The sequence below is a fragment of the Breoghania sp. genome (assembly GCF_963674635.1).
Taxonomy (GTDB): domain Bacteria; phylum Pseudomonadota; class Alphaproteobacteria; order Rhizobiales; family Stappiaceae; genus Breoghania.
In genome coordinates, this window is the sequence record NZ_OY771475.1 from 3,141,755 (window position 1) to 3,156,830 (window position 15,076).

Consider the following 15,076-nt stretch of genomic DNA (forward strand, 5'->3'; position numbering starts at 1 on the left):
GGCGCGCATGCAGGATCCGTCGCGAGACTGAGAGCTTAAGCCCAACTGCGCGCGCGGTCACGATAGTAAATATGCTGGCATATCCGCAATGTAAGAGCGGCAACTTGACCCGGCACTGGCAACGCCAATCCAAACGCACCCTGCCCGGCGAAAAACGGGGCCTTGAGACGGACCGGCCGCCGTCTGCCTGTCACGGCATCTGCGACAGGCGTTTCTCGAACGCATCGACGAGCCGGATCGCCCCGGAGCGCGAGAGGTGATCGTCATCGTGATAGTAGATATGCGCCTTTCCGGCGGAATGGCAGCCGGTTTCGTCGCAGAAAAGCGGCAGCGGATCGACAAGCGAGACGCCCGGATCGTCTTGCGTCCGGCTCGCGAGCATCGCTTCGCTCGCCGCACGGCGGGTCTCCACGACCGCGCGGGGGATGTCGCAGGCCGCCCTTGAGCGGTTCCAGGCGCGCGCCATGAGCTGGCAGCGGTTCGCATCGAACCCGAATTCAGGCACCTGCCCGACAAGCAGAACCCGCTTGCCCGCCGCAGTGAGGGCCGAAACCGTCTCGCTCAGCGCCTGCGAAAACACCCTTTGGTTCTGCTGAAAGCTCAACCAGCCCCAGCGCTCCTGCGTCAGATAGAGATCCGAGCCGCTTTCCTCACCAAACCGCGTGCCGTTGGCATAGATCGTCCAGCGCGCGACCATCACGACGGTGTGGATCTTCGGATCCGCCAATATGGCGTCCAGAACAGGGCGACCATTGCGAAGACACTTCGCCTTTGGCTGGGACAAGAGCCCGTTTTTCACGAAGACATTGATCAGGGGCGGGCAACCATCCTGGATGAACCTGCGAAAGCCCAGGCCTTGCCTGTGGGCCGCAGCCTCCAGCGCCGCCGACAGCGCGCCTGCATGAGAATCCCCCCAAAGCGCGACGGTGACCGGGGGCGTTGGGCGGGCAGCGCAGGCACTTTCGCCCGCCGGACAGTCGCGATCATGCGACAGGCGTGCGGGCGTCGGCTTGTCCGCGGCAAGCAGCCCCTGCGTCTCGATCGGCCAGCGCTGGGGAAACCCGCCGGAATGCGACAGCGCCCAGGCCCCGGCGCCCGTGGCGCACAGGATGAAGGCGCCCACTGCCAGCTGGCGCAGTTCCCTGCGTCCGGCGGACGGACGGCGGAACGGCACTTCCACGTAAGCATAAAGCAGATAGGCGAGCGGGAAACACAGCGCGAAAAGGCCCACGCGGCCGAAAAGCCCCGGCTCCAGAAAGGCATAATGCCGATAGAGGACGAGAAGCGGCCAATGAACCAGATAGAGGCTGTAGGAAATCGCCCCGATCCATTGCAACACCGGATGGCCGAGGACGACGACGGCCAAACGCGACGGGGCCCGGTTTGCGAGCAGCCATGCCACCGCCACCGTGGGAAGCAACGCGCCCGGCACCGGCCATGTCATGGAGGGCACGAGCAGAAACGGCAATGCGAACAGGGCAAGCACCGCCAGCCCATCGAGGGAGCGGGAGACCCCGGCGGAGCGGATCCGGAGACCACCGCGCATCTGCACAAGCGCCGCGCCCGCCCCGGCGGCGAATTGCCAGAGACGGGAAAAGACGCTGTAGAAGGCAACGGACGGATCGCCAACCGACAGAACCGCGCTGAGGATGAAAATACTCGCAAACGCGAGGATCGCCGCCTTGAACCGAAAGCGCGCGGGCAACGAAAGCCCGGCCGCCATGATGAGCGGAGCCAAGAGGTAGAACTGGATTTCGACGCTGAGCGACCAGGTGTGCAGCAGGGGCTTGAAGGCGGAGGCGGTGTCGAAATAGTCGGCCTCGGCATTGAAGAACTCGTTGGACCAAAACCCCAACGCGGCGAAGCCGGAACTTCCCAGGCGGGCATAGTCATGGGGCAGCAGAATGAAGCCGCCGGCAACAAGCGTCACGAGGACGACGACCAGATAGGCGGGAACGATGCGCCGCAACCGCTTGGCGTAGAAGCCGAAGAAATAGCCTTTCGGGAAACCGCCCTGTTCGTATCCCCCACGCCCGGCGCTGAGGATCTGCGTGATCAGATAGCCCGACAGGACGAAGAAGACATCAACCCCGACAAAGCCGCCCACCGCCCCCAGGAGCTTGAAATGGAAGAGCAGCACGGCAAGCGCCGCGATGGCGCGCATGCCCTGGATATCGGCTCTGAATGCAGGGGTCCCGACGCGCGACATGGTCGGATCGGGCGCGCCACCGGAAACGGGGGCGGACAATTCGCGGATCATGGCCTGTCCCATGTTGACCGCTTTTGCGCAAGCGAGCGGTCGCGCCTTGAAAGGCCTGTCGATCCGCCAGAGCGATGCCAGCGGCGAAGGCGTTTGCCTCCTTCGCCATTCTCACGCCGGGCGGAAGAACCTGAAGGCACGGGCAGGCGGGGGCCGGGATGGACTCTGTCCGGCCTGGCGCTCACCCGCAGCCTCATCACACGTCCAGGTTCGCCACGCTCAGCGCGTTTTCCTGGATGAAGTCGCGGCGTGGCTCCACCTCGTCGCCCATCAGCTTGGTGAAGATGTCGTCGGCGGCATCCGCCTCGCGCACCTTGACCTGAAGCAGCGAGCGCACATTCGGATCGAGCGTGGTTTCCCAAAGCTGCTCGGGGTTCATCTCGCCCAGCCCCTTGTAGCGCTGGAGCGAGAGGCCCTTGCGGCCAAAGGCCAGAAGCGAGTTGAACAGCGCGCGCGGGCCCCGAATGGGCGTAACCGTGTCCTTGCGCTTCAGCATGGCGGCCTTGCCATACACTTCCGACAGATGGGCGTGGTACCCATTGAGCTTGCGGGCATCGGCGGAATCCAGAAGAGCGGCGTCGATGGTCGCCACTTCCTTCACGCCGCGCAGTGTGCGGGTGAAGACCAGAGACCCGTCCTCACGCGCCTCGCCTTCCCAGCCCTTCTCGAATTCCTCGGCCAGAATGTCGAGGCGGCGGGCGATATAGGCGGCTGCCTCGCGGGCCTTTTCCTGATCGTCCAGAATGACCGGCGACAGCGCGCCCGCAATTGCCGCCTGTTCCACCGCGTTGCGATCGTAGCGCGCATGCAGACCGTCCAGCACGTTGGTGATGGCGCGCGCGGTATCCACGACCTCGCGCAGATCCGCCCCCAGGCGAACCTCGCCGCTATGCAGGGTCAGGCTGGTGTCTTCCAGACCGGAATTGATGAGGAAGTCGACCAGTGCGGCCTCGTCCTTCAGGTACTGCTCGGAGTTGCCGCGCTTGACCTTGTAGAGCGGCGGCTGGGCAATATAGATGTGCCCGCGTTCCACCAGATCCGGCATCTGACGGAAGAAGAAGGTGAGCAGAAGCGTGCGGATATGGGCGCCGTCGACGTCGGCGTCCGTCATGATGATGATCTTGTGGTAGCGCAGCTTCTCGACGTTGAACTCTTCCTTGCCGATGCCCGTGCCGAGCGCGGTGATCATCGTGCCGATTTCATTGGACGAGAGCATCTTGTCGAAGCGCGCGCGCTCCACGTTGAGGATCTTGCCTCGCAGCGGCAGCACGGCCTGATTTTCACGGTGGCGGCCCTGCTTTGCGGAGCCACCGGCCGAGTCACCCTCCACCAGGAACAGTTCGGCCTTTGTCGGGTCGCGTTCCTGACAGTCCGCCAGCTTGCCCGGCAGGGAGGCGACGTCGAGCGCGCCCTTGCGCCGGGTCAGGTCGCGGGCCTTGCGCGCGGCCTCGCGGGCCGCCGCGGCTTCCACGACCTTGGAAACGATGATCTTGGCGGGAGCCGGGTTCTCTTCGAACCACTCGGCAAGCGCCTGATTGACCGCGTTCTCCACCACCGGGCGCACCTCGGAGGAGACCAGCTTGTCCTTGGTCTGGGAGGAGAACTTGGGGTCCGGCACCTTGACGGACAGAACGCAGGTCAGGCCCTCGCGGCAGTCATCGCCGCTCAAGCCGACCTTTTCCTTCTTGGTCAGGCCGGAGCGATCCGCATAGCCCGTGACCTGACGGGTCAGCGCGCCGCGGAAACCGGCCAGATGGGTGCCGCCGTCGCGCTGCGGGATGTTGTTGGTGAAGCACAGAACCTGCTCGTGGTAGCTGTCGTTCCACCACAGCGCGGCTTCAACCGTGATGCCGTCCTTCTCCGTCATCATGACGACGGGGTTCTCGATCAGCGGATGCTTGGCGCGATCGATATAGCGCACGAAGGCCTCAAGACCGCCCTCGTAATGCAGCTCGACATCCACCGGCTCCACGCCGCGACGATCAGAGAGCAGAATGCGTACGCCGGAATTGAGGAAGGCCAGCTCGCGCAACCGATGCTCCAGCGTGGCGAAATCGAAGTCCAGCTTGGTGAAGGTTTCCGGCGAGGGCAAGAACGTGACCTCGGTGCCGGTCTTGCCCTCCGCATCGCCCACAACCTTGAGCGGCGCATCGGCCACACCGTGGGTAAACGTCATCTCATGGACGGAGCCGCCGCGATGGATGCGCAGCTTCAGCATGGTGGACAGCGCGTTCACCACCGAAACGCCCACGCCGTGCAGACCGCCGGAGACCTTGTAGGAATTCTGGTCGAACTTACCGCCCGCATGGAGCTGCGTCATGATGACCTCGGCCGCCGAAACGCCTTCCTCGTGCATTTCGGTGGGGATACCGCGACCATTGTCCTTCACGGTGACCGATCCATCGGCATTCAACATCACCGATACGAGGTCCGCGTAGCCCGCGAGCGCCTCGTCAATGGCGTTGTCGACCACCTCATAGACCATGTGATGCAGGCCCGAGCCGTCGTCCGTGTCGCCGATATACATTCCAGGACGCTTGCGCACGGCATCCAGGCCCTTGAGAACCTTGATGGAATCTGCGCCGTACTCTTCTGCGCCATTGCCGTTCTTCGGAGTATCGTTCATACGAATCAGCGACCTGCAAATTGAGTGGTTTGGTTAGCTTATAAGGGCTTCTCGCGCGCATTCAACATGAGGAGAACCCGTGGGATTTTCCCTGTGAATGCACGAGAGCGAAAGCAGCGGCCCCCTGACCGCCGCAAGCGCCGCGGCGGCGTTCTTCAGCCCGGTCCAGTGCAGCGCGCCCGACCCTCGATCATGGCCCGCAATGTTTCCGCGCTTCAGCGCGTCGCGATCATTGCCGCAGCCCCCGCCATGATCGCCCCGACGGACCGGTTGAGACGGCTGATCGCCTTGGGGCTCGCGAACAGCCCGCGCGCCCAATGCGCGAGCAGCACATATCCGCCGAAGACCAGGCTCAGAACCACGAAGATGATGAGGATGAGCTCCGTATAGGCCAGCGGCGTTATGCGCTTCAGGTCGAACAGGTTCGGCATCAGCGCCAGGTAGAAGACAATCGACTTGGGATTGCCCAGCGTGACGGCGATGCCGCCCAGAAACAGGCGCCCGGGACGCTCCGCCGCCGGTGTGGGCAAGGAGGTGACGCCCACCGGGGCCGTCCACATTTTCCATCCCAGATAGAGAAGGTACAGCGCGCCCGCATAACGGACCACCAGGAAGACCGACGCAAAGGTGTTCGCGATGAAGGCAAGGCCGAAGACGGCAAGTGACAACCAGATCGCATCGCCCAGCATCATGCCGCAGCACAGGGCCGCCGCCCCCTTGCGCCCACGCACCAGAACGCGGCCGACAATGGCCGCGATGCCCGGTCCGGGAGCAATCGCGGCAACAAACAGCGCCGCGGCGAAGGTTGCGAGGTCTATCCAGTTCATAGAGGGCATTCCTGTAAGAGCCATCCTCGGCAGAGGCAGGCAGAGAGCATTCCGGCAGGCGGGGTAGAACAGTCTTACCCTGTTCGCCGCCTCTTGACCAATTCCGATAGGGCAGGTCCGTCTCAGCTTCGATCGGGAACGGGCGTTTCCGGAACCGGCGTCAGCGGCGGCTTGCCCGCCAGCCAGGCGCAGATATTGTCGACGACAAGCTGGCCCATCGCCTGACGGGTCGCGCGCGACGCGGAGCCCACATGGGGCAGCAGCACCGCATTGGGCAGGTCGATCAGGTCCGACGGCACATTGGGTTCGTCGTCGAACACATCGAGCCCGGCCGCCCGGATCACGCCTTCCCGCAGAGCGGCGACCAGCGCCGCTTCATCGACCACCGAGCCGCGACCGATATTGATCAGGTAGCCGTGCGGGCCGAGGGCGGCCAGAACATCGGCATTGATGAGGTGGCGGGTTTGCGCCCCTCCCGGGGCAACCACCATCACGACATCGGCGGCGCGCGCCAGATCGACCACCGTTTCGTGGTAGGGATAGGCGGTATCGGCCTGACGATGGCGTCCGTGATAGTGGATCTTCATGCCGCAGGCTTCGGCGCGCTTTGCGATCGCCTTGCCGATGCGGCCCAGCCCGACAATGCCCAGCACCGCACCGGTGAGAGAACCGTCACTCAGCCGGTAATTGCCCTCGCTCTGCCAGCGCCCCTCGCGCAGGTGACGTTCGGCCGCACTCAACTCGCGAACCGTCATCAGCATGAGGCCAAGCGCGGTGTCGGCGACCTCTTCTGTCAAAACACCGGGCGTATGGGTCACGACCACGCCCGCCCTGGCCGCCGCCGCCACATCGACCGCGTCATAGCCGACGCCGAAGGAGGCGATGATCTCAAGCTTCGGCAGCGCGGCGATGGTTTTGGCCGACAGGCCATGAAGGCCCACCGCAACCGCCCGGAACCGGCCGCCCTCGCGGGCGAGAAACGCCGCGCTGTCGGCTTCGTTCTCGCATTCCACCACATCGTGGTGCTGCTTCAGCCTTTCCACGACAAACGGCATGATCGGCCCGATGACGAGCACTTCCTGACGGCTCATAACGCCCTCTTCGATGGTGTCCTGGCGCGGCAGGCTAGCCCCTTTCATTGCAGGGGGAAAGGCGCGCAAGCCAGCGTTCGGTACGCCTTGTCGCCTCGACAAAGGTCCCCTTGCGCAACCTGGCTGCACAGGCTCTAAATCGCCCTTGAGGAAACCGGCCAACGGGAGTGAAAAATGGCGGGCAAAACCAATGCGGGCAACTTCTTTGAGGACTTCCGGCTCGGGCAGGTCATCAAACACGCAACCCCGCGCACGGTGACGGCGGGCGATGCCGCGCTCTACACCGCGCTTTACGGGCCCCGCTTCGCGGTCCAGTCCTCCGATGCCTTCGCGCAGAGCCTCGGCTACCCGCAAGGGCCGCTCGACGACATGCTCGTCTTCCACATCGTCTTCGGCAAGACCGTGCCGGACATCTCGCTCAACGCGGTCGCCAATCTGGGCTATGCGGGCGGGCGCTTCCTGGCCCCCGTCTATCCCGGCGACACGCTGTCATCAGTTTCCGAAGTCATCGGCCTGAAGGAGACGTCCTCGGGCAAGACCGGCGTCGTCTATGTGCGCTCCACCGGCTACAAGTCCGACGGCACGGAGGTGCTGGACTATGTGCGCTGGGTGATGGTGCGCAAGCGGGACGAGGCCTCGCCCGCGCCGGAGCCGGTCGTTCCCGAATTGCCCGAAGCGCTGGAGGCGGATGCGCTGGGCGATGCGGTGCCGCTGCTCGACACGGGCGAATGGGACGCCGATCTGGCAGGCAGCCCGCACCGCTTCGACGATTACAAGGTGGGCGAGAAGATCGACCACGTGGATGGCATGACCGTGGAGGAGAGCGACCACATGCTCGCCACCCGGCTCTACCAGAACACCGCCAAAGTCCATTTCAACCAGTACACCGAAGGTCAGGGCCGCTTCGGGCGGCGACTGATCTATGGCGGCCACGTCATCAGCCTTGCCCGCGCGCTTTCCTATAACGGGCTTTCCTCCGCCTTCCATGTGGCGGCGATCAATGGCGGACGCCACGTCGCGCCGCTGTTTGCGGGCGGCACCGTGTTCGCCTGGTCGGAGGTGCTCGACAAATCGGTGATCGCGGGCCGCGACGATGTGGGCGCACTGCGCATCCGCACGGTGGCGACCGTCGACCGGCCTTGCACCGATTTCCCCGACAAGGATGCGGAGGGCAAATACGATCCCTCCGTGATCCTCGATCTCGATACGTGGCAACTGTTGCCGCGCTAGACGGGCGGAGAAGGCGCGCATCCGTGCAGCTTCGCCGAGAGATCCCAACCCCTCACCCCAGCCCTCTCCCCATGGGAGAGGGGGCGCATCGCGGGGGATGGGGAGGCGTGGCCGTTGAAACGGGTGTCTTCGCGGAATGCGGATCCTCGATGGACTGCCACGAAGAAAAACCCGGCCCGGAACCTCTCCCATGGGGAGAGGTCGGCGCGCAAGCGACGGGTGAGGGGTGTCAGGCCCACCGTATCCACGAGAGATCCCATCCCCTCACCCCAACCCTCTCCCCATGGGAGAGGGGGCGCATCGCGGGGGGTGCGCAGGATGGGCGTTGAAACGGGTGTCTTCGCGGAATGCGGACCCTCGATGGGCTGCCACGAAGAAGACACCGGCCCATAACCTCTCCCATGGGGAGAGGTCGGCGCGCAAGCGACGGGTGAGGGGTGTCAGCGTCTCCGTATCCGCGAGAGATCCCAACCCCTCACCCCAGCCCTCTCCCCTTGGGAGAGGGAGCGCATCGCGGGGGATGGGGAGGATGGGCGTCGAAACGGGTGTCTTCGCGAAATGCGGACCCTCGATGGGCTGCCACGAAGAAGACACCGGCCCAGAACCTCTCCCATGGGGAGAGGTCGGCGCGCAAGCGACGGGTGAGGGGTGTCAGCGTCTCCGTATCCACGAGAGATCCCAACCCCTCACCCCAGCCCTCTCCCCATGGGAGAGGGGGTACCATCGTGCACCTTGAGGCTCGGATGTCTGACAGGCGGCGTTGGCGTTTGGCTCAACCCCAACGCAAACAAAAACGCCGCGCATCTCCTGATCCGCGGCGTCCATCGATTTCAGTTTTACCGGAAAACCCGGCTGGATCAGAAGGCGTAGCCGAGGCGGACGCCGACATTGGTCAGGCCGTCATTGTCGGAGCAATAGCCGTTGTTCGACGAGTGCTCGATGATGGCCGACAGGTTCCAGGCCTGATTGATGCGGTAGCCGACGGAGGCGGATTCGTGGAACATCACGTTGCAGCCCAGCGCCAGACCGCCCTGACCCGCCTCGGTGTTGCCGTTATGGACCATGCCGCCGAAGGAGCCTTCGACAAACAGGTAATCCGTCAGGTCGATGGACAGGGTGTAGCCCGCATAGAGGATCGAAGTGTCGCCGGAGGTGTTCAGATTGCCGCCAATATGCGGACGCAGCATCGACTGGGTGTCAAGGAACGGCGTCTTGAAGGCCAGCGCGCCCCAGCGCATCAGGATCTCGGCGTTGATGTCGACACCGGATTCCCGGTCCATCGTGTCGTGGAAATAGACGCCGCCGCGCACTTCGTTGTAGGGCGCGAAGCTGCGGCTATCGACCGGGGAAGACCCGTAATAGTCGGCCGCAAGGGCCGGTGAGGCCCCGGAAAGCAGGGCCAGGGCCAGAACTGCTGTGGCGATCCGCTTGCCCGAAGGAGCACCTGCAGAGACAGAAGCGTTTGCAGAATGCGCAGACACGGCAGACGCCGCGTGAATACAATCGGAATAAATCACCGCACTGGCCTCAAATTGTTGCCCGGAATTGGCGGATACTCTCTACAATTCCGAAAGCTGGCGCAATCGAAACACCGCCTGACACCGAAAACGCGAATCACTTCATGGCGTTTTGCCACGTGTTGTTGCGCTCGGGTGACACCCATTAAGCACGCCCGTGACAGACAGGCAAGGGCAAGACCGAATCGGCAAGGACACGGATACGGACGCGATGGCGGGCATCGACATGGAGGATCTGCGCAAGGCGCTGAGCCGGGACGGGTTCCTGATCCTTGGCGGGTTCGCTTTCGATGCCTCGAAGACAAGCGGCGTGGCGGGCCTTCCAGCCTGCGACCCGACTGGCGGCAGCGGGTTCCTCATCCTTGTCGGCAATGCGGGCGGGGCGATGTGGGAGGCATTCACCGCCGCGCCCGAGGCCCGCGACGGAGCGCGCGATCCGCTGGATCGCTACACGCGGCGCTGCATCACCGCCATCGCCGCCCATTTCGAGATGGGGGCCGTCTTTCCCTTCGAACGCCCCTTTCAGCCTTTTCAGCAGTGGGCGATGCGGGCGGGCGGCTTTTCGCCAAGCCCGGTCGGGGTGCTGGCGCATTCCCGCTTCGGGCCCTGGGCGGGATTTCGCGCAGCCCTTGTCTGGGAGACGTCTGGCGCACGCCATCCGCCGGAAAAACCCGCAACAGCGCAGAGGGCCGACCCCACCTTGGAAGGTGAAAGGGCGGGCCCGTGTCCGGCATGCGTCGAAAAGCCCTGCATGGCTGCCTGTCCAGCAAAGGCGCTGACGCCACAGGGCTATGACGTGCCGCGGTGCCTGTCCTATCTGGAGGCAAATCCGGACGCGGCCTGCCTGTCGGGATGTCTGGCGCGGATCGCCTGTCCCCATGGCGCGGCCTATCGGCAGGGGCGCGAACAGGCACGGTTTCACATGCGCGCCTTTACCGGCGGGCATGTTGGGACTTGAGAAATGCTGTGCAGTTTGTCTATCAGTGCGCGCGCAGGTTGCGATAGCGGGCCGGGGACCCGGCCAACCGCCATGCCGCGACCCTAAACATGAAAGGTTCGACCATGCGTCGATGGATCGTTCTCGCCCTCTTTATCGTCTGCGTCCTCGGAGCAGGCATGGGGATGGGCTTTCTGGCCCGCCCCACGGAGTGGTACGAGTCGCTCGCAAAACCTGCCTTTGCGCCCCCGAACTGGGTCTTCGGGCCGGTCTGGAGCGTGATGTATGTGCTGATCGCGATCGCCGGCTGGCGCACGTTCGAGCGCAACAAGTTCGGTAAGTCGATGAAGCTCTGGGTCGGCCAGATGCTGGTGAACCTGACCTGGCCGGTCTTTTTCTTCGGCTTTCAGGATCCCTATCGCGCCTTCATCCTGATCATCCTGACGACCGCGCTGGTGCTCTGGTACACGATCGAGAACTGGTCCCGCGATCGCATCGCCGCCTACCTGTTCACGCCCTATACGCTCTGGCTGTTCTATGCCACAGCGCTCAATGCCGCCGTCTGGCTGATGAACAGAGCCGCCGAAACCAAGCCGCTCTTCGGCGATCAGCCTCCGCTCTTCGGCGGCTGATCCCGGTTTCACGACGCATGTTCGTCCAGCCGCTCGATGGTGTCCGCATCGGGGCATCCGGCAAGCGCCGTTGAGGCGGTCAGCCCGCCGCCGATGGGCGCATCGGACCAGATTTCGGCCAGCGGAACCAGCACGAAGGCCCGCTCGGCAATGCGCGGATGGGGCACGCACAACCCCTCGCGCGCGATTTCCTCGCCGCCATAGACAAGCACGTCGATATCGATCTTGCGCGGGCCCCAGCGAATATCGCGCACCCGGCCGAGCGCGCGTTCGATCTCCAGCGCCCGCGCCAGAAGGTCGGACGCGTCCAGCGTCGTCTCCACCAACACGCAGGCATTGACGAACCAGTCCTGATCCGTGAGCCCCCAGGGCGCGGTGCGATAGTCGGCGGAGCGCGCCACGAGCACGATCCCCTCGCTCTCCGCGATCTGTCGGATCGCCGCGGCAAGAAAGCCGCGCTTGTCGCCGATATTGGAGCCAAGGCCCAGAACGGCGCGCACGGGCGTTTTCCGCATCACATCTCCCGTCACGGTTCCATCTCCCCAAAGCCCATGCGCTCATGCAGGACGGCGTCGGCCACTTTCAAGGCGTCCGCGTGAAGCCGCACATCATGGGCGCGAATGATGTCGGCCCCGCGGGCCACCGCCGCCAGATGCGCGCCCAGCGAGCCCGCGTCGCGGTCCGCCGCCTCACGCCCCGTCAGTGTTCCGATGAAGCGTTTGCGCGAAGCCCCCACCAGCACCGGCAGACCGAAACGGGCCTTCACCTCGCCCAGCCGGTTGAGTGCGATCAGGTTCTGCTCCGGTGTCTTGCCGAAGCCGATACCGGGATCGAGGATGATCCTGTGCCTGTCGACGCCTGCCTGTTCCGCGATTTCCAGCGTGCGGGCGAAAAAGGCGATCATGTCGGCCACGATATCGCGGGCGGGGTCCACGTCGGCGGTCGGGTCCAGACCGCGATTGTGCATGGCGATGAGGGGCGCGCCGGTGCGCGCGGCCACGCGCGCCATGTCCGGATCGCCCTGAAGGCCGAGAATGTCGTTGATAGCGTGGGCGCCTGCGCGAATTGCAGCGGCGGCCACGTCGGGCTTGAACGTGTCGATGGAAACGGCGCAGGCAAATCCGCGCAAGCCTGTCAGAACGGGGAGAATGCGCGCCAGTTCTTCCTGCGCGGAAATGCGTTGCGAACCGGGCCGGGTGCTTTCGCCGCCGACATCGATGATATCGGCGCCTTGCGCCATCAGCGTGCGGGCATGGTCAAGCGCGGCCGCAGGCGCATCATGGCGTCCACCGTCCGAAAAGCTGTCCGGCGTCACGTTCAGGATGCCCATGAGCAGCGTTCGCGCGCCGGGCACATGTTCAAGCGGGCCGATCTTGAGAGGGGGTGTCATCACTATCCGCGGGTTCGATTGGGCCATTCGCCGCTGCGGCGGGAAATCCGGGACGGGTGATGCGCTGATCGCCCGGCAAATGCAAGGTCGCAGGCGATCCGGCCCGCGCGTTTCCAGCGCAAACCCGGCCTGGGCCGGCAGCCAATCCCGCAGCGTCATGGAAATTTATGAAAACCGTCACATCAGCGATAACGTAGTGTCATGGTCCGACATCACTTTGCGGCGCCGCAGCATTTGCGCCTCAAGGAGAGAGACCTCACATGTCGTTTTCGCGCCGTTCCTTCCTGAAGTCCACCGCCGCCACCGGCCTTGTCGCCGCGGGCGGTCTCGCCATGCCCGCGCTCAGCCGCGCCGCCAGCCGTCCCGTCATCAGCCACGGCGTCCAGTCGGGCGACGTCACCGCCAATTCCGGCATGGTGTGGACCCGCGCCGACCGTCCTTCGAAGGTGATGTTCGAGATCGCCACCCGTGAGGACTTCGCCAATGCCCGCCGCCTGGCGCCGCTCAATGCGCTTCCCGACACCGATCTCGCGGTCAAGCGCATGGTCGAGGACCTGCCGTCGGATCAGGAGATCTTCTACCGGGTCACGCTTGCCGACCTCAATGACGTCAACGCCACCTCGCAGCCGATGGTCGGCCATTTCCGCACCGCGCCGACCTCGAAGCGCGACGTGAAATTCGTGTGGTCGGGCGACACCGTCGGCCAGGGCTGGGGCATCGACAAAGCCCGCGGCGGCATGAAGATCTACGCCACCATGGTCCAGCACCAGCCGGACTTCTTCATCCATTCCGGCGATACCGTCTATTCCGACGGCCCGCTCAAGGAAGAGGTGGAGCTGAAGGACGGGACGATCTGGAAGAACATCGTCACGCCGGAAAAGTCCAAGGTCGCGGAGACGCTGAACGAGTATCGCGGCCAGTGGAAATACAACATGATGGACGAGAACGTGCTCGCCATGTCGCGCGAGGTTCCGACCTTCTTCCAGTGGGACGACCATGAGGTGGTCAACAACTGGTCGGCCTCCAAGGACCTCACCGACGACGCCCGCTACACCGAAAAGAACGTGCAGCTGCTGTCCGCCCGTGCCGCGCGCGCCTTCCACGAGATGACGCCGATCTCCTACATGCCCGCCGAGCCCGGCCGCGTCTACCGCAAGATCCCCTACGGCCCGATGCTGGACGTGTTCTTCCTCGACCTGCGGTCCTATCGCGGCCCGAACAGCGACGGCATGCAGGATGCGGTCGATGAAAAGTCCCAGGTGCTGGGTGCCGAACAGATCGCGTGGCTGAAGCGCGAGCTGGTGAACTCCAAGGCGACGTGGAAGGTCATCGCCTGCGACATGCCCATCGGCCTGTGCGTGTGGGACACACACAAGGACGTCAAGCGCGTGGAAGCCGTCGCCAATGGCGACAATGGTGCACCGAAGGGCCGCGAGCTGGAATTCGCCGACCTGCTGCGCTTCATCAAGAGCGCGGGCATCGACAACACCGTGTGGCTGACGGCCGACGTCCACTACACCGCCGCCCATTATTACAACCCGGACAAGGCGGCCTTCCAGGATTTCGATCCGTTCTGGGAATTCGTCTCCGGCCCGCTGCATGCCGGAACCTTCGGCCCGAACGATCTCGATGGCACCTTCGGCCCGGAAGTGAAGTTCGTGAAGGCCCCGACGAAGGAGCAGGGCGGAAACCTGCCGCCCTCCATGGGTCTGCAGTTCTTCGGCCTCGTGGAAATCGACGGCGCGACCGAGCAGCTCAAGGTCCGGCTGATGGATAGCGGCGACACGGAACTCTATTCCGTCACGCTCGATCCGAAATTCGCCTGACCCCGCCCTGAAGGCGGAACGCAAAGCAAAAGGGGCGCGCAGATCACCTGCGCGCCCCTTTTTTCGTCTGTCAGTCCCTTGAACGGGGGCGAGAGCGAAGGCTCCCGGCCGGCTCAGTTCAGGGGCTGGGTGTTGCCCTGCGCCATGTTCTGGCGATAGAGCGCGGCAAAGTCGATCGGATCGATCATCAGCGGCGGGAAGCCGCCGTTGCGGGTGCAGTCGGCCAGGATCTGACGCGCGAAGGGGAAGAGCATGCGCGGGCACTCGATCAGGACGAAGGGGTGCATGTGCTCTTCGGGCACGCCCTGAATGCGGAAGATGCCGCAATAGACGAGCTCGACCGCAAACATGGCGGTGCTGCCGGAAACGGCCTTGGCTTCCAGCGTGAGCGTGACCTCAAACTGGTTGTCTTCGTGCTTCGTCGCGTTGACGTTCACGTTGATGTCCAGCTGCGGTTGCTGCTGGCTTGGGCGCAGTGCGGCCGGGGCGTTCGGATTCTCGAACGAGAGGTCCTTGATGTACTGCACCAGGATGTTAATTGCGGGCTGCGGCGGCTGCTGCGCACCGGCGTTCGGCTCGTTCGTATCGCTCATCGAGTGTCGTTGTCCGTGTGTCGGGTCCTTGTGGCGGGCCACATTCCGGGCCGGCCTCGATGTGGCTGGCTACCACGGTCTGGATGGGGGAGACAAGCGCAGAGGTGCCACAAGGCCGCCGAAACCGGCTGCACTTGGAAAAAATAC

At 64.4% G+C, this 15,076-nt stretch carries 12 protein-coding genes; 4 read left to right on the forward strand and 8 right to left on the reverse strand.

From position 1 onward, the window contains the following. Window positions 1–190: 190 nt before the first annotated feature. The 4 genes from ABGM93_RS13685 to ABGM93_RS13700 form a co-directional block, all read right to left on the reverse strand. Window positions 191–2,260, reverse strand: a complete 2,070-nt coding sequence (locus tag ABGM93_RS13685) for an acyltransferase family protein (RefSeq protein WP_321500283.1) — start codon at window positions 2,258–2,260, stop codon at window positions 191–193. Window positions 2,261–2,456: 196 nt separating this feature from the next. Beyond that, complete coding sequence (gene gyrB, locus ABGM93_RS13690) at window positions 2,457–4,886, reverse strand: DNA topoisomerase (ATP-hydrolyzing) subunit B (protein WP_321500285.1); 2,430 nt, start codon at window positions 4,884–4,886, stop codon at window positions 2,457–2,459. Between the two features lie 215 nt (window positions 4,887–5,101). Beyond that, window positions 5,102–5,713, reverse strand: a complete 612-nt coding sequence (locus ABGM93_RS13695; protein ID WP_319774832.1) for a LysE family translocator — start codon at window positions 5,711–5,713, stop codon at window positions 5,102–5,104. Between the two features lie 122 nt (window positions 5,714–5,835). Then, window positions 5,836–6,804: a 2-hydroxyacid dehydrogenase gene (locus tag ABGM93_RS13700; RefSeq protein WP_321500288.1), complete on the reverse strand. Its 969-nt coding sequence runs from the start codon at window positions 6,802–6,804 to the stop codon at window positions 5,836–5,838. A gap of 174 nt (window positions 6,805–6,978) precedes the next feature. On the opposite strand from ABGM93_RS13700, the gene ABGM93_RS13705 reads away from it, so the two are divergent. After that, the gene (locus tag ABGM93_RS13705) at window positions 6,979–8,034 is read left to right on the forward strand and encodes a MaoC family dehydratase (protein WP_321332734.1); all 1,056 of its coding nucleotides are present in this window, start codon (window positions 6,979–6,981) and stop codon (window positions 8,032–8,034) included. 857 nt (window positions 8,035–8,891) lie between these two features. Here the strand turns inward: ABGM93_RS13705 and ABGM93_RS13710 are convergent. Next, window positions 8,892–9,515, reverse strand: a complete 624-nt coding sequence (locus ABGM93_RS13710) for an acyloxyacyl hydrolase (protein ID WP_321500290.1) — start codon at window positions 9,513–9,515, stop codon at window positions 8,892–8,894. Window positions 9,516–9,762: 247 nt separating this feature from the next. Between ABGM93_RS13710 and ABGM93_RS13715 the strand changes: the two genes are divergently transcribed. Both ABGM93_RS13715 and ABGM93_RS13720 read left to right on the forward strand, forming a co-directional pair. Beyond that, window positions 9,763–10,509: a hypothetical protein gene (locus tag ABGM93_RS13715; protein WP_321500292.1), complete on the forward strand. Its 747-nt coding sequence runs from the start codon at window positions 9,763–9,765 to the stop codon at window positions 10,507–10,509. 104 nt (window positions 10,510–10,613) lie between these two features. Further along, on the forward strand, window positions 10,614–11,120 hold the full coding sequence (locus ABGM93_RS13720) for a TspO/MBR family protein (protein ID WP_321500294.1): 507 nt from the start codon (window positions 10,614–10,616) through the stop codon (window positions 11,118–11,120). Between the two features lie 8 nt (window positions 11,121–11,128). Here the strand turns inward: ABGM93_RS13720 and folK are convergent, their stop codons facing one another. Together folK and folP are read right to left on the reverse strand one after the other, a co-directional pair. Then, a complete protein-coding gene (folK, locus tag ABGM93_RS13725) occupies window positions 11,129–11,635 on the reverse strand; it encodes a 2-amino-4-hydroxy-6-hydroxymethyldihydropteridine diphosphokinase (RefSeq protein ID WP_321500295.1) in 507 nt (168 codons plus the stop codon). Window positions 11,636–11,646: 11 nt separating this feature from the next. Continuing rightward, window positions 11,647–12,510 (reverse strand): dihydropteroate synthase, encoded by an 864-nt coding sequence (folP, locus tag ABGM93_RS13730; RefSeq protein WP_321500296.1) that lies wholly within the window; start codon window positions 12,508–12,510, stop codon window positions 11,647–11,649. A gap of 260 nt (window positions 12,511–12,770) precedes the next feature. Between folP and ABGM93_RS13735 the strand changes: the two genes are divergently transcribed. After that, window positions 12,771–14,336 (forward strand): alkaline phosphatase D family protein, encoded by a 1,566-nt coding sequence (locus ABGM93_RS13735; protein WP_321500301.1) that lies wholly within the window; start codon window positions 12,771–12,773, stop codon window positions 14,334–14,336. Between the two features lie 113 nt (window positions 14,337–14,449). Here ABGM93_RS13735 and secB read toward each other — a convergent pair whose 3' ends face one another. After that, a complete protein-coding gene (gene secB / locus ABGM93_RS13740; protein WP_321500304.1) occupies window positions 14,450–14,929 on the reverse strand; it encodes a protein-export chaperone SecB in 480 nt (159 codons plus the stop codon). Window positions 14,930–15,076: the final 147 nt, after the last annotated feature.

What these genes read in the sequence shown, in the direction of transcription:
- ABGM93_RS13685 (WP_321500283.1), bottom strand. Translation starts at nt 2,260, where the DNA reads ATGATCCGCGAATTGTCCGCCCCCGTTTCCGGTGGCGCGCCCGATCCG.
- gyrB (WP_321500285.1), bottom strand. Translation starts at nt 4,886, where the DNA reads ATGAACGATACTCCGAAGAACGGCAATGGCGCAGAAGAGTACGGCGCA.
- ABGM93_RS13695 (WP_319774832.1), bottom strand. Translation starts at nt 5,713, where the DNA reads ATGAACTGGATAGACCTCGCAACCTTCGCCGCGGCGCTGTTTGTTGCC.
- ABGM93_RS13700 (WP_321500288.1), bottom strand. Translation starts at nt 6,804, where the DNA reads ATGAGCCGTCAGGAAGTGCTCGTCATCGGGCCGATCATGCCGTTTGTC.
- ABGM93_RS13705 (WP_321332734.1), top strand. Translation starts at nt 6,979, where the DNA reads ATGGCGGGCAAAACCAATGCGGGCAACTTCTTTGAGGACTTCCGGCTC.
- ABGM93_RS13715 (WP_321500292.1), top strand. Translation starts at nt 9,763, where the DNA reads ATGGCGGGCATCGACATGGAGGATCTGCGCAAGGCGCTGAGCCGGGAC.
- ABGM93_RS13720 (WP_321500294.1), top strand. Translation starts at nt 10,614, where the DNA reads ATGCGTCGATGGATCGTTCTCGCCCTCTTTATCGTCTGCGTCCTCGGA.
- folK (WP_321500295.1), bottom strand. Translation starts at nt 11,635, where the DNA reads ATGCGGAAAACGCCCGTGCGCGCCGTTCTGGGCCTTGGCTCCAATATC.
- folP (WP_321500296.1), bottom strand. Translation starts at nt 12,510, where the DNA reads ATGACACCCCCTCTCAAGATCGGCCCGCTTGAACATGTGCCCGGCGCG.
- ABGM93_RS13735 (WP_321500301.1), top strand. Translation starts at nt 12,771, where the DNA reads ATGTCGTTTTCGCGCCGTTCCTTCCTGAAGTCCACCGCCGCCACCGGC.
- secB (WP_321500304.1), bottom strand. Translation starts at nt 14,929, where the DNA reads ATGAGCGATACGAACGAGCCGAACGCCGGTGCGCAGCAGCCGCCGCAG.